Here is a 13,795-nt window from a genome sequence, read left to right on the forward strand (position 1 = left end):
CTGATTCAGCAATCCAAGCGGGATGATGATAATGGGTCGTATGTGACACTTACAAGACTTGACACACAAATGAGAGCGTATAAAACCGAAAGGGTTCAACTCGGACTGCTCGGTCAAGGCACATTTACCACAAGTGTCTTTCCGGCCGAGACAGCGCGTGCCTTGAGCAGCGCGGCCAAGGTGGATTTGGCGTCTTCATCTCCATGCACCAGGCGCACCTCTTCAGGCCAGTGGCGCATATTGGTGATAAAACCAATCAGCCCTGCCTGATCGGCGTGGGCTGAGTAGCCACCCAGAGTGTAGATACCTGCTTTGATGTCATAGCGTTCTCCGTCCAGCTCTACATAACCGCCCTGGGGACCGTATTGCTGAATGATGCTGCCGGGGGTGCCGCGGGCCTGGTAGCCGACGAATACGACGTTGTGCCGTGGATCGTTGAGCATGGCTTTGAGGTAATTGATGACGCGGCCGGCGTTGCACATGCCGCTGCTGGTGATGACGATGGCGGGTTGTCTGGTTTGGGCCAGGCGGTTGACCATGGATTGGTGTTGGGCGTGGGTTTCGACTGTGAGGAGTTGTTCGAAGCCCAGGGGTTGGCGGCCGCTGGTGACACGCTTCAGGGCTTCGGCGTTCCAGTAGGGCGTTAGTTGGCGGTAGAGTTTGGTGAAGCGGGTGGCCAGGGGGGCGTCGAGGATTATCGGGATGTTTTGCCAGGTTTTTTGGCGGGTGCTGGTGATGATGTCTTCGAGTTCGTAGAGGAGCTCCTGGGTGCGACCTATGCTGAAGGCGGGGATTATAACTGTGCCGCCGTCTTGTAGGGCTTGTTCTATTACTTTTTGGAAACGGGCGCGTCTTGTGCGGCGGTTTTCGTGGAGACGGTTACCGTAGGTACTTTCGAGTACCACAACATCTGCTTTGTAAGGTGACTTTGGGGCGGGAAGCATCGGGGCGTGGGGTGCGCCGAGGTCGCCGGAGAATACGATGCGGCGGGTGCGGTTTTGCTGTGGGTAGCTTATGTCGAATTCCACGTAGGCAGAGCCGAGAATATGGCCGGCGCGTTGAAAGCGAATTCGGCAGACAAGATCTTCGCGCTCAATCAGGGTGACCCAGGTTTTATAGGGGTGGCCTTGGAGTCTGGGCTGTACCATCTCAATAAAGCGGGTGGCCAGGCGCTTGTCACGCTTGATACCTACCAGAAAAGCATCCTCCAATACCGTCGGCATCAGCATGGCTGATGGCTCGGTGCAGTGAATATCGCCCTTGTACCCTGCACCAAGCAGCCATGGGATACGCCCTATGTGATCGATGTGCACATGGGTAGCAACAAGCGCCCTGACGCTGGTCAGATCGAATTCGACTGCCAGGTTGTGCGCATCTGCGCCGTTACCGGAGCTCTCGCCGCCCTGAAAGAGCCCGCAATCAATCAGCAGGCTGTCCTGAGGGGTTAACCATAACTGGTGACAGGAGCCAGTAACGCCCTGCACTGCTCCATGGTGCTGTATGTGGGGGTATTGGGTATTCATATGCATTCCTTTGCAAATTCACTTGCTTTTTGAACGGCTATTGCCTTAACTGTGCCGCATACTAATCACATTGATCACAAATTGACGTGATCGAGCGCACACTTTTTGCTTGCACTTTCAAGCAAGGTATTGCCAGCAGGGTTTCCATTAACGGAGATCTGCGTATAATCGAATTTGAATTGCAAATCCGGGAGAATTAAATTATGAAAAAACAAATTTTTGCTCTGGTAACTAGTGGCCTGTTACTCGCTTCTGCGGGTGCCTTTGCTCAAACCCCAACAGGTGAAGCACCTGGCGCAAGCGCCAATGCTGGCCAAGGCGCTGGTAGCGGTGCTGGTGCAGCGCCAGGCGCAGCGCCCGGTGTTGGTACAGGCGGCGCAGCAGCAGGCGCAGGTGCAGCTGGCGGCCTTGGAGTTGGTACCCTAGCAGTTGGTGTAGCTGTTGCAGGGGCTGCAGCTGCTGCAGCTGCTGATGATGGCGGCGGCTCTACTGGTACCACCGGTACTACCGGCACTAACTGATAGAGTTTGTTGTCAGTGATGGAAGCCACCTGAAACATTGTTTTAGGTGGCTTTTTTATGTTCGATTCCGAAAATTCAAATAAAGACTCCATACGATGACCAGATTCCCGCTAGTCGCTTTGGGCGCTTCTGTACTACTTTTGCAGGCGTGCATGTTTTCCCCCGGTATGCACATGGACACGGACCGTTTGATCAGCGATGACTCAGCTGAAGACAGCATGGTAGAGATGGTGCAGATAACACCAAAGCTGATTGCCCAGGATCAGGCCAGCAATGCGGAAAAAACGATGATTCCACCTGAGCTGCTTTCCTATGAGCCAGAGAATTATCGCATTGGACCGAATGACGCTCTATTTATCACAGTCTGGGATCACCCTGAACTGACCACTCCTGGCGGCCCACAGCAAACAGAAGCGGCGAACGCCCGCGTCGTTCGTGACGATGGCACACTGTTTTATCCTTTTGTGGGTAACGTAGAGGTAGCAGGCCTTACGCTTGAGGAACTGCGAGAAATCATCACCAAGCGCTTGGCCCGCTACATCGAACAACCCCAGGTCGACGTCAATGTGCTGGGATATAACAGCCAGAAAATCGATATCAGCGGCGCATTTGTGAATCCGGGTTTTTTGCCAGTCGACTCAACTCAGCTCACATTATTGCAAGCTGTGGGACTCGCACAGATCGACCAGCAGCGTGCCGACCTATCCAATCTAGTATTGGTGCGTGACGGAGTCACTTACACTCTGGACTACGACCGCCTGAGCAGCAACGATAGCCGCATCGGTCAGATTTATCTGCGCGCCGGTGACAAGCTGCACATGGGCTTGAACGATAACCGTAAGATCTTTGTCATGGGTGAAGTAAGTGCACCTGAAGCCATCCCATACCGCACCAGCCGTATGACGCTGACCGAAGTGCTGGGTTCAGTTGGTGGCCCCCTGCCCACATCGGCTAGCGGCAAGGATGTGTATGTGATCCGTGGTGTCGAGAACCTCGCAACCGATAAAGCCACTGTTTTCCAGCTTAATGCTAAATCGCCCTCTGCCTTCATTCTGGCTAATCAGTTTGAAATGCAGCCACAGGATGTGGTGTTTGTTGGCGCTGCCGAGATCACACGCTGGAACCGTTTCATCAGCCAGTTGTTCCCCTCAGCTAACATCTTGCGCACCTCTGTGCTGATCAACGAAGACATCGGCAGCAACGATAACTGAGCAAGGGACTGGCCACGTAGTGAATAACCTCTTTCGTTTGGGCGCTAGCTGCCTGACGGCACTGTTGCTGTCAGGCTGTAACTCGCTGATGACCGATTCCTATGAGTCGATCAAGCTGGCAGTCAGTGGCCCTGAACCGCTGGTTACTGCCGAGTACGTCAATACTCTGGATCGACCTGGCTTGGTGGTTCAACTGGTGCAATCTGAAGCGCTACTCATCAGAGCCGCTGAAAGCCAGGGCACTGCCGAGTGGCACGGACTTGAGCAGATGCTGGTGACCCAGAACGGCCGAGTGATTCAGGCTGCGGGCCTGCCCGATGGGAGTGACGTACTGGCGCCAATGATGGCCGCTGATCCATTTCGCGGCGATCTTCGTACTATTGGGCAAGTCGAAGTTGTGCGGACCGTGGATTACCCGGATCGGTTTTTGACCGGCATTCCGCAAATCGCGTCCTATGAGTTGGGCCCAGAGGAAGCCATTCAGGTAATGGGCAGGGAAATTCAACTGCAACGCCTGGATGAAAACATAAGCATGCCTGCACTGGATTTCACCGCTACCAATTACTACTGGTTTGACCCTGCCACGGGCAAGGTAATAGCCAGCGTGCAACATGTTGCGCCAGGCCTGCCCCCCATGCGACTGACTGAAGTGCGTCCGGCGGGGTTTCAGGAATGAATCGTTCTTTTTTGAGTTTGGGGTGTTTTCTTCTTTTCAGTATTTTTTCAGTTCATGCTCTGGCTCAAACAGCAGGCAATAGTGAAGCTAGGGCCGCACTGCCTGACGAAAACAGGATAGTGGTGCAGATTGACGGTCAGGTGCTCAACCCCGGCACATTTGCGTTTCCGATGGGTGCTCGGCTGAGCCAGGCTGCTGCTACCGGCCAGGTGAGTGCCAATGCCTGGTTTCTGGGCGCCGCCCTTTTACGCAAAGACGCAGTAGAAGACCAGGTGCGACTCAAGGCTGGCGTTCTATTTGAATTGCAGGTCAACGCAGTACATGCCAAGGCAGAGGGTAACGCTCCCTTGCTGGAGCTGGCCGAGCGCCTGCATGCCCTGGTAGAGCCCATGCCTGTTACTGGCCGCGTAGTGGCTGAAATGAATCCCCTCGCTCAACTACTGCCGCAGAATAACCAATTACTGCGTGACGGTGATCAGTTGCGCTATCCGCGGCGCCCCGATCAAATTCGCGTGATAGGCGCGGTAAAACGCGAATGCGTCTTGCCTTATGTACCCGGCGAACAACCCGTTGCTTACCTGGAGAGCTGCCCGCGACATGATATGGCTGATCCCAGTCTTGTGTATTTAGTGCAGCCGGATGGAAGTGTCAGCAAGGCCTCCGTCGCCTACTGGAACGCCCAACCTGCCAATTTGGCTGTCGGGGGAATCGTTTTTGTACCGTTGCAACGGAATATCCTCTCGCCGGAAGCGACGGGCCTGAATGAAGATTTCACCGCACTGCTCGCAACACAGTATCAATTGGGAGGCCGCTTTGATGAGTAAAGCTGCTGCTTCCTCCCTTGTAGCATCACTGAGTATGGCCTGCCTTATCTTGCCAGCTCAGGCGCTCGCGGATCGTTACAGCACCACACAGCATGACTTTGGCGGTGTAGGCTTGTTGCAGACGCCGACAGCCCGTATGGCGCCCGTGGGTGAGTTTAGTTTTAATGCCAACAGAACATCACCCTACAGCCGTTACAGCGTTTCAGTACAACCGTTTTCATGGCTTGAAGGCACTATACGTTATATGGCAATCAGCAATAGGGAATACGCCGTATCTACTACTGGACAGAGCTATAAAGATAAGGCCGTAGATGTAAAGGTCCGACTACTGCAGGAAAACTATTGGTTACCTGACGTGGCCTTTGGTATGCGTGACGTCGGCGGTACCGGTTTGTTCGCCAGTGAGTACTTTGTCGCTAACAAGCGATTCTACGACCTCGACTTCAGTCTCGGTTTTGCTTGGGGCTACATCGGCAACCGCGGTGACGTGACCAACCCGCTGGCGATTTTGGGTGGTAACTTCAACGAGCGCCCCGGTCGAACCTCGGATCAAGTGGGTGATTTTAACCAGGATGCCTATTTCAAAGGCCGCCCAGGTATATTCGGTGGCGTTGAATACCAGACTCCCTGGGAACCCTTGCGACTGAAGCTCGAGCTCGACGGTAACGACTATCAATCTGAACCTCAAGAAAACAATCAGGCCCAAGACTCACCTATTAACATAGGTGCAGTCTACAAATACAGCGACGGCATCTCCTTTACTGCAGGCTGGGAGCGCGGTAATACCGCGATGATCGGTATTACCCTGCGTACCAACCTGTCTGATGCCTTGACGCCTAAAACACTGGATCCAGAGGTAGAACCGCGGCAAGCACTCCCCGCTGGTGTGAGCGCCAAAACCATAGACTGGGCTAATGTCAGCGATCGTTTGCGCGAGAATGCCGGCTTTGAAGTAGAAACCATTGAAGAAAAGAATGGCGAGCTGATCGTTACCGGTGAGCAAAAGGTTTTCCGTAACGAAGCCCAGGGCCTGGGCCGGGCCAGCCGGATTCTGGATAACAGCGCAGGCGAAGGCACCTATGACTGGTACACCCTGGTCAACAAGCCCCGCGGCATGGCGGTGACCGAGACCAGCATCGACGCGGGCAAGTTGCGCGATCTGCGTGATAACCGGATTGATGACGCTGAAATGCGCCGTTCCGTGGTAAATGCCACGCCAAGCGTTCTGAACACCGAGCTTCTGCACACCGAGCCTCTGGACAAGTTTACCTACGGCGTTTCCCTAGGCTATAACCAGAACGTGGGTGGACCTGACGGCTTTATTCTGTATCAGTTCCTGGCGCGTCTCACCAGTGAGTACCGCTTCAGTCGCAACCAGTGGATTCACACCAGCGTGGCTGCCAACTTGCTGGATAACTTCGACAAGTTCCGCTACGACGCCCCAAGCCAGTTGCCGCGGGTGCGTACCAATATCCGTGAATACCTGACCAGCTCGGATGTGGTGATCGAAAGTCTGCAATACACCCACACCAAGCGTCTTGACCGTGATCTGTATGCGTCTGCCTATGCGGGCATGCTGGAAAGTATGTTCGGCGGTGTGGGTGGTGAGCTGCTGTTCCGGCCGCATAACGATAACTGGGCTGTGGGTGTGGATGTGAACTGGGTGCGCCAGCGTGGCTTCAAGCAGGATCTGAGCTTCCGCGATTATTCCACCTTGACCGGCCACGTGACCGGCTATGTGCAGACCAGTTTCTACGATGTGCTGGCCAAGGGCAGCGTGGGCCGCTATCTGGCTGGTGATTACGGTGCAACGCTGGACCTATCGCGGCGCTACAAGAACGGTATTTCCGTGGGTGCCTGGGTAACGCGTACCAACGTGTCGGCTGAAGAGTTTGGTGAGGGTAGCTTCGACAAGGGCGTGTACTTCTCCTTCCCGTTCGATGCGTTCTTTGCCCGCTCGTCCAAGTCCAGCGGTACCATCGCCTGGAACCCCCTGACCCGTGACGGTGGCGCCCGCCTGGCGCGACGCTACCAGCTGTATGACATGACCCGTTCCGCTGACATGAGCCGTTTCAACGACGGCTACGACAGCCTGAGGGATTGACCGTGCTGATATGTGGGTAAGACTTATGCGCCAATGGGCGCGGTATCGCACGGTGTTCAAGGTTATATTTTTTACGGTACTCGGCCTGGGCATCTACCTGGGCATGAGCCCCACCCCGCCCCCGGCAACCGCTGGTTGGCACTCGTATTTCTATCACGCCGGTGGCCTATTCGCCTGCACGGTCCTCAACTTCCTCGCCTTCCCCAGGTGGTATTGGTGGGTGCGTGGACTGTTGATGTTTATGGTGGGTGTGGCTGTGGAATATGTGCAGAGTTTTCATCCGACGCGGTCGGCTGATATTACTGACATTTATGCCAATACGGCTGGGGTGGTTGTGGGGTTGGTGATGGTTTGGTTGTTTCAGTTGTGGCGTGGATCGCGCCGTCCCGCTCAGTAAGGCACAAACCCGCTTTTTTGAAACCCACAATGGATCCCCGCGTTCGCGAGGATGACAACCACTACCCGTCATTCCCGCGTCCTACCACGTTATTCCCACCCCCTCCCCGTCATTCCCGCGAAGGCGGGAATCCATTTTGACTTTAAAAAGCGGGTTTGAGCATTTGCACTCAGCTACGCTTCTTCGGCGGTGCCAATCCATCTGACGTTGTCACCACCTGCCCCTGGGGCGTGGCGGGTTTGCGTTTGGCGGCGGGTTTGCCGGTTTTGGGGCGTTTTTTGCCGTCTTTTTTCTTGTCGTCTTTCTTTTTCTTGCTACCCACCGGCTTACCCGAGGCTTTGGTTTTCTTCGGGCCTTTGTAGTTGCCGACCAGCTCCTTGATGGTGCGGCGCTCGAACTGCCTGCGCAGGTAGCGCTCGATGCTGCACATCAGGTTCCATTCGTGGGGTGCTACCAGGGAGATGGCGATACCTTCGGCCCCTGCCCTGCCGGTGCGGCCGATGCGGTGCAGGTAATCGTCGCCACTGCGCGGCATGTCAAAGTTGATGACCAGGTCCAGCTCGTCGATGTCCAGTCCGCGGGCCGCGACGTCGGTGGCGACCAGGACGCCTACATGACCCTGCTTGAGGCGCTCTATGGCCAGCTTGCGGTCTTTCTGGTCTTTCTCGCCGTGCAGCACGTATACACGCAGGTCCATGGCTCTTAGAACGCCGTTGAGGCGGTCAGCCATGATGCGGGTGTTGGTGAAGACGATGGCTTTGCCGGGGCTTTCATTAACCAACAGCCACTTGAGCAGCGCTTCCTTGTGGGCCTGGTCGTCAGCGGCGATAACCTGCTGGGTGATGGCTGGGGTGTCGTCGCGTACGGTATTGAGCTGTAACAGACGTGGTGTGCGCTGCACCTCTTCAACTACACGCCGCAGTGCTGCACTGCCCTTGGTGGCGGAGAACAGCAGCGTCTGTCGCTCCGGCGGGCAGGCGTTGGCGAGTTTCATCACGTCTTCGGTAAAGCCCATGTCGAGCATGCGGTCTGCTTCGTCGAGGACCAGTACCTGGATATCGGACAGGATCAAGCTCCCGGCGGCCAGGTGCTCGAGGGCGCGGCCGGGGGTGGCGATGATGATGTCGGGGTTCTTGCGCATCTTGGCGGATTGGACCTTGAAGTCTTCGCCACCGGTGATGAGTTCAGCCTTGATAAAGGTGAACTTGGCGAATTTCTGCACTTCGCTGATGATCTGCCGCGCGAGTTCACGCGTGGGCAGCAAGATCAACGCCCGCGGCGCCATGGCCTGGCTGTCGTCGGTCATCAGGCGCTGCAGAAGAGGCACTACAAATGCCGCTGTCTTGCCACTGCCGGTCTGGGCAATCACATGCAGGTCATCACCCGCAATCGCAGGCGGAATGGCTGCCTGTTGAACCTCGGTGGGTTTGTCGAAAGACAGTTCTTCGATGCCTTTGAGCAGACGTTCGTGCAGGGCAAATTCGCTAAACAAGGATGCTTCCCTCTGGTACGGCAGTAATCGGATTTGATGGTGGGTAGTGTAACACTAGACAGACATCGTCATCCTCGAACCTCTTAGACAACGTCATCCTCGCGAAGGCGGGGATCCATTTTGGGTTTAAAAAGCGGGTTTCAGCATTTTGTGTGCGGGTTTGCGAGCCAGAACCCAAGGTCAAAATGGGTTCCCGCGTGCGCGGGAATGACGCCCCCCCTTTCGTCATCCTCGCGTACGCGTGGATCCATTTTGGGTTTCAAGCAAGCGGGTTTCAGCATTATGTGTGCGGGTTCGCGGGCCAGAACCCAAGGTCAAAATGGGTTCCCGCCTTCGCGGGAATGACGCCCCCCCTTCGTCATCCTCGCGAAGGCGGGGATCCATTTTGGGTTTAAAAAGCGGGTTTCAGCATTATTTGGGCGAAAAGCTTGCATAAAAAAAGGGACATCCGAAGATGTCCCTTAAATCCCAAACAACTACTTGAGCAGCTTTACACCTTAACGAATACCCGAGGAGCGCAGGGCTGCCGGGGTAAACTGGTTGTAGCTTGGCTCGAAGTCGAACTGCGGTGCAGAGACTTCTTCGGTGTACATGCCCAGGGCGATGTAGCGACCGGCCAGCAGGTCATACAGGGTCTCGATGGAGTAACCCGGGATCTTCTCGTTGTAGTTGAAGGCGATATGGCCCTCGCCTACACGCCAGAGCGTGCCACGACCGTCGTAGTGATCAGCCAGGTTGATCATCCACGAGTCTTCGTCCATGAAGAAGTTACGCTGGGCGTAGATGTGGCGTTGGCCGGCTTTCACGTTGCCCTGAACTTCCCACACGCGGTGCAGCTCGAAGCGGGTGTGTTCGGGGTTGATGTGGCCTGCTTTCAGCACATCGTCATAGCTGACGTCACGCTGGGTCATCTTGTAGCTGTTGTAAGGTACAAAGACTTCCTTCTTGCCAATCATTTTCCAGTCATAACGGTCAGGTGCGCCGTTGTACATGGCGAAGTTGTCAGATGTACGCATACCATCCGATGCAGTACCCGGGCCGTCATAAGCTACCTGAGGTGCGCGACGTACGCGACGCTGGCCGGCGTTGTAAACCCACGCCATGCGTGGCTCTTTCAACTGGTCCAGGGTGTCGTGTACCAGCAGTACGTTACCTGCCAGACGCGAAGGTGCATTTACACGCTGCTTGAAGAACAGCAGGGTGTTGGGGATGCTCGCTTCGTCTACGTCATCCATCAGCTGCGGGTAACCCACTTCCTCTTCGAGCTTGATGAGGGTGTAGGAACCGTTGGTCTGCGGCATGGCCTGCATGTACCAGCGCTTGATGTTTACGCGATAGCGGGTGTTGTGGTTCCAGACGACTTCCGCACCCGACTTTGGAATCGGGAAGGCAAAGGTGCCGTGGGAGAAGTTGTCCAGACCGTCACCACCGTTTACCAGCTTAGCTTGACCGGCGGTCTGCTTGACCTGGTCGTAGACGCTTTGCGGGTAGCCTACAGAGCGGTGTGTCTCGTACACCGGCATCTGGAAGGTTTCCGGGTAGCGCTCGAACATGGCGATATGGCCAGGGGTCAGATTATCGCGGTACTGCTGGTAGTTCTGCGCGGTAATCACGAACTGCGGCTGTTCGTTGGCGTAAGGATCCGACGAGAAGTTATCGGGCAGATCCTGACCTGCGTCCGAACCGATACCGCCAGTCCACTCAGGGATGGTGCCCGCTGCGTTACCAGCCTTTTCAGCGCCAATCGGAGTCAGGTTGTTGCCCAGTTGATTGATTTCGTCCTGCGTCAGGCTTTGTGCCATGACGCTGGTTGCCAGAAGGCTCAAAGCCAGTCCGCCGGCACTCAATAGAGTTTTTTGCATACGCATCATTATTTTATCTCTCCAGTTGCCAGTCTTAGAACGTTACGCTAACGCTAGCCGATACAAAGTCACGATCAACGCTGGTGTTGTACTTGCCATCGAAGAAATCGGTGTAGCCGAGGCTGGCAGAGTACTTGTTGGCGTAATCGGCATTCAGGGTGAAGTTGATAGCCTTGGCGCCCTCGTTGAAGTTAGGGCCCCAACCTTGAACGTCGTGTGACCAGCTCAATGTCGGTGTCAGGTTGACGCCGGCAAATACGTTGGAGTAGTTGAGTGCCGCACGTGCACGGTAGCCCCAGGAGCTGCTCGAGTAGAAGCCATCGCTTTCGCACCAGCTTGCACCACGACCGGTGTTTTGCGAGAAACAGGAGCCATCAGCAACAGGAGACTGACCGAACACCGAGTCACGACCGTAGAAAGTAGAACCGTCTGCGTCGCTCAAACTCTCGATGTAGTTGTAACCAACTTCACCCACCAACGAGAGACGGCTGGCGCCGAGAACCCGCTCGATAAAGTGAATGGCCGTGACCTGAGCCTGATAGATACCATTGCGATCGTAACCCTGGATGTAGTCACCAGCCGCGTAGGTCTCGTTAGGACGACCAATGAAGGCGCCTGAGCCGGTGAGAGCCGCGACGCTCATGCTGCCGGAAGTGACCTGCATGGGCTGATTCGGGCGATAGCTGACCTCACCACTAACGGCCGTGCCGCTAATGTTGGTCGCAAAGCTCAAACCATAAATACGAATGTCTTCGGGATATTCAAAGAAATAACCCGCACCGCCGGCAAGACCGCCAATACCGACAAGAGGCCCCTGGGTGTTGCTATAAATCGGCGCGCGACTATGAATGTTCATAGCGTAGAAGCCGAATTCGGTGTCGTTCAGCTCTGCTGCGTAATAACGAAACGCCAGGCCGTACTGACCGCTATCGCTTGCATCACGATCTTTGCCGTCACGGGCAATGATACGACCGTTAAGGGTTGGATCACCCTGGGGCGAGTCAGAGCCACCTACTACAAGACGGTCGTTACAACCGGTAGCCAGCGTATCTGCACCAAAGAATGTGCCGCAGTTATCGATTGCGAAGGGAGCCCACTTGAGCTGGTAGAAAGCTTCAAGGGAAAGGTTGTCGGTCAGGCCCTGGGAGACGTACAGCATCTCGACCGGGAGCAGACCTTCCTTGATTTCAGCGCCGGGACGACGGAAAGCAGCCACGTCCACCGGGTTGATTGCGTTAACCGAATTCTGGATGAATGTACTCTCACCCCAGCTAACCACCTGGCGACCCAGGCGAACGTTACCCGGCGTGTTGCCGATGGTGTAGTTGTGATAAACGAACGCATCCAGCAGTGCTGTACCAGCACCCTTGACCAGCGGTGGACGACCGTCATCATCTACATTGTAGAATTCCTGACTGCCGTCTTTGATCTCGGCGTCGTACCAGTATTTGCCACGGAAGAACGCACCGGAATCACCGTAGGACAGTTCCAGGTCATGAACGCCGCGGAAGATCTTTGAGAAAACATCGCCTGCTTCATAATTCAAGCGACCGTCGTCTGAGGTTCGAGCTGCACCTTGACCGCCTTGATTCTCACCATCAATGACGGTGCCGACGTGGATAAATCGCTTGTCTGCGCTTTGCGTAGACATACTCGCGCCGATAGAAAGCTGCGAGTCAAACTGCGCCTGAACGTCACCAATATTGAAAGCTACTGCACCTGCTGAACCCGAGAAGCTGGCCAGACCGATTGCCAGAGGCAACGCTGCGAGCGACCAAGCATGCATTTTTTTTGTCATTGTGCTGCTCCGTTAGATTGAATCATGGATACCAGCTAGCCCGGAGGTGTCTGGCATCGGAGACAAGTCTGTCACGGAGAATGAATTTGATTTGTCCGAAAAGGACTAATTCTTGGCCCCAAGGGGACATTCATTCAATGAATGTCCTTTATTAACCGCATGCAATTATCTGTTCCATTCTTTTGCATAATCGGTCTATTTGGCTTATGTTGACGATAGAAAGACCCAGAGTGAGACAAAAAATACAAGAATAAAACTGAGAGACTCTCCCGCATGAACCAGATCCTCCATCCGCTACCCTGTGAGCGGCTGCAAGAACGGGCATTTTGGGCTCAGGGCATAGGCCAGACCCTCGCAAAAGAATATGGCAAGTCTACTGACGACTTACCCGATGACCTGCAGCAGTACTTCGAACCGACAGACCTCAGCTCGGTGCAAATCAGCCAGACTGATATGAACCGCCTGTGGCATGCCGCTGGCAATCTTGCTCAGGACGATTGTTTTGGCCTCAAAATGGGACAGAACTATCGCTCCAATACCCTCAAGGTACTGGGCCTGGCCGCCGTTTCCAGTGCCACTGTGGGCGATGCTCTGCAGCGAGTGATTCGTTTTTTCTCCGTGTTCAGTACTCAGGTTCAGCTGTATTCGGTGGAAGACGATCAGCACATAACCGTCTATTTTCAGCCCCGCGGCACCCCACATCCGATGCACATGGAAGCCCTGTTGTCCCATTGCAAGCACATATGGGATGCACTGGGGCCGGCTACCAGCTCGATGGTGCTGGAAACCCGCTTGATTGGGGACCATGAACGGACACGCACGACCTGCGAAAACATCTTTGGCAAGCGTATCCGACCGGGCAGCAAACGGGTGGCCGTCAAGTTCAACAGACACATGATGAACACGCCCCTGCCCGCCGCTGATGCTTTTCTGGTCAAGCGTCTGGATGCGACGCTGGAGGATATGCTTGGGGCCGTGCCCAATATCGATTTTGCCGAGCAGGTGAAGCAGCGGATCCGCGTGCTGGTATCAGAACGTGAGGTGTCGGAAGACCTGGTGGCCACCCCCTTCAACATGAGCCCCAGGCATTTGCGCCGCAAGCTGAGCGAGACGCAGACGACCTATGAGAAGTTGCTGGATGAAGTGCGCATGGAGTTGGCTATTCGGTTGATCCAGGACGGCAAGTTGAACCTGGGCCGTATTGCCTTCGAGCTGGGGTTTCTGGATCCGAGCAGCTTCACCCGCGCCTTCCGCCGCTGGACCGGCATGAGCCCCACCGCCTTCCGCTCCCAGTCCCGCCAGGGCGGTAGTGTTACCGCTTGACAAACCCTTAAGGTCAAAATGGATTCCCGCGTTCGCGGGAATGACGGGGTGTGGGGCGGGAATG

The 13,795-nt window shown here is 55.4% G+C and carries 11 protein-coding genes; 7 read left to right on the forward strand and 4 right to left on the reverse strand.

Features of this window, described 5'->3' with window-relative positions; genetic code table 11:
* Positions 1 to 113 precede the first annotated feature (113 nt).
* Complete coding sequence (locus FZF01_RS12710; RefSeq protein WP_150278569.1) at positions 114 to 1,523, reverse strand: MBL fold metallo-hydrolase RNA specificity domain-containing protein; 1,410 nt, start codon at positions 1,521 to 1,523, stop codon at positions 114 to 116.
* Positions 1,524 to 1,787: 264 nt separating this feature from the next.
* On the opposite strand from FZF01_RS12710, the gene FZF01_RS19415 reads away from it, so the two are divergent.
* From FZF01_RS19415 to FZF01_RS12740, 6 genes are all read left to right on the forward strand, one after another.
* Positions 1,788 to 1,949 carry a hypothetical protein gene (locus FZF01_RS19415; RefSeq protein WP_190325448.1) on the forward strand — a complete coding sequence of 54 codons (162 nt, stop codon included), beginning with the start codon at positions 1,788 to 1,790 and terminating at the stop codon, positions 1,947 to 1,949.
* Positions 1,950 to 2,217: 268 nt separating this feature from the next.
* On the forward strand, positions 2,218 to 3,255 hold the full coding sequence (locus FZF01_RS12720; protein ID WP_373286431.1) for a polysaccharide biosynthesis/export family protein: 1,038 nt from the start codon (positions 2,218 to 2,220) through the stop codon (positions 3,253 to 3,255).
* Between the two features lie 88 nt (positions 3,256 to 3,343).
* Positions 3,344 to 3,931, forward strand: a complete 588-nt coding sequence (locus tag FZF01_RS12725) for a YjbF family lipoprotein (RefSeq protein ID WP_150278572.1) — start codon at positions 3,344 to 3,346, stop codon at positions 3,929 to 3,931.
* Positions 3,932 to 4,053: 122 nt separating this feature from the next.
* A complete protein-coding gene (locus FZF01_RS12730) occupies positions 4,054 to 4,755 on the forward strand; it encodes a capsule biosynthesis GfcC family protein (RefSeq protein ID WP_188434371.1) in 702 nt (233 codons plus the stop codon).
* Positions 4,748 to 6,859 (forward strand): YjbH domain-containing protein, encoded by a 2,112-nt coding sequence (locus FZF01_RS12735; RefSeq protein WP_223825510.1) that lies wholly within the window; start codon positions 4,748 to 4,750, stop codon positions 6,857 to 6,859. The genes FZF01_RS12730 and FZF01_RS12735 overlap by 8 nt, the downstream gene beginning before the upstream one ends.
* Positions 6,860 to 6,869: 10 nt before the next feature.
* Complete coding sequence (locus tag FZF01_RS12740; protein ID WP_150278574.1) at positions 6,870 to 7,256, forward strand: VanZ family protein; 387 nt, start codon at positions 6,870 to 6,872, stop codon at positions 7,254 to 7,256.
* A gap of 169 nt (positions 7,257 to 7,425) precedes the next feature.
* On the opposite strand, the gene FZF01_RS12745 is transcribed toward FZF01_RS12740, so the two are convergent.
* The 3 genes from FZF01_RS12745 to FZF01_RS12755 form a co-directional block, all read right to left on the reverse strand.
* Positions 7,426 to 8,748: a DEAD/DEAH box helicase gene (locus FZF01_RS12745; protein ID WP_150278575.1), complete on the reverse strand. Its 1,323-nt coding sequence runs from the start codon at positions 8,746 to 8,748 to the stop codon at positions 7,426 to 7,428.
* A 497-nt stretch (positions 8,749 to 9,245) separates the two neighbouring features.
* Entirely contained in the window at positions 9,246 to 10,610 is a 1,365-nt protein-coding gene (locus FZF01_RS12750; protein ID WP_150278690.1) for a DUF1329 domain-containing protein, read from the reverse strand.
* A gap of 34 nt (positions 10,611 to 10,644) precedes the next feature.
* A complete protein-coding gene (locus tag FZF01_RS12755; protein WP_150278576.1) occupies positions 10,645 to 12,408 on the reverse strand; it encodes a DUF1302 domain-containing protein in 1,764 nt (587 codons plus the stop codon).
* A 273-nt stretch (positions 12,409 to 12,681) separates the two neighbouring features.
* Between FZF01_RS12755 and FZF01_RS12760 the strand changes: the two genes are divergently transcribed.
* A complete protein-coding gene (locus FZF01_RS12760) occupies positions 12,682 to 13,731 on the forward strand; it encodes a helix-turn-helix domain-containing protein (protein ID WP_150278577.1) in 1,050 nt (349 codons plus the stop codon).
* The last annotated feature ends 64 nt before the right edge of the window (positions 13,732 to 13,795 follow it).

Source organism: Halopseudomonas salina (assembly GCF_008641105.1).

Coding starts and splice junctions, on each gene's coding strand:
- FZF01_RS12710 (WP_150278569.1), bottom strand. CDS start 1,523: ATGAATACCCAATACCCCCACATACAGCACCATGGAGCAGTGCAGGGC.
- FZF01_RS12720 (WP_373286431.1), top strand. CDS start 2,218: ATGGACACGGACCGTTTGATCAGCGATGACTCAGCTGAAGACAGCATG.
- FZF01_RS12725 (WP_150278572.1), top strand. CDS start 3,344: ATGACCGATTCCTATGAGTCGATCAAGCTGGCAGTCAGTGGCCCTGAA.
- FZF01_RS12735 (WP_223825510.1), top strand. CDS start 4,748: ATGAGTAAAGCTGCTGCTTCCTCCCTTGTAGCATCACTGAGTATGGCC.
- FZF01_RS12740 (WP_150278574.1), top strand. CDS start 6,870: ATGTGGGTAAGACTTATGCGCCAATGGGCGCGGTATCGCACGGTGTTC.
- FZF01_RS12750 (WP_150278690.1), bottom strand. CDS start 10,610: ATGCAAAAAACTCTATTGAGTGCCGGCGGACTGGCTTTGAGCCTTCTG.
- FZF01_RS12755 (WP_150278576.1), bottom strand. CDS start 12,408: ATGACAAAAAAAATGCATGCTTGGTCGCTCGCAGCGTTGCCTCTGGCA.
- FZF01_RS12760 (WP_150278577.1), top strand. CDS start 12,682: ATGAACCAGATCCTCCATCCGCTACCCTGTGAGCGGCTGCAAGAACGG.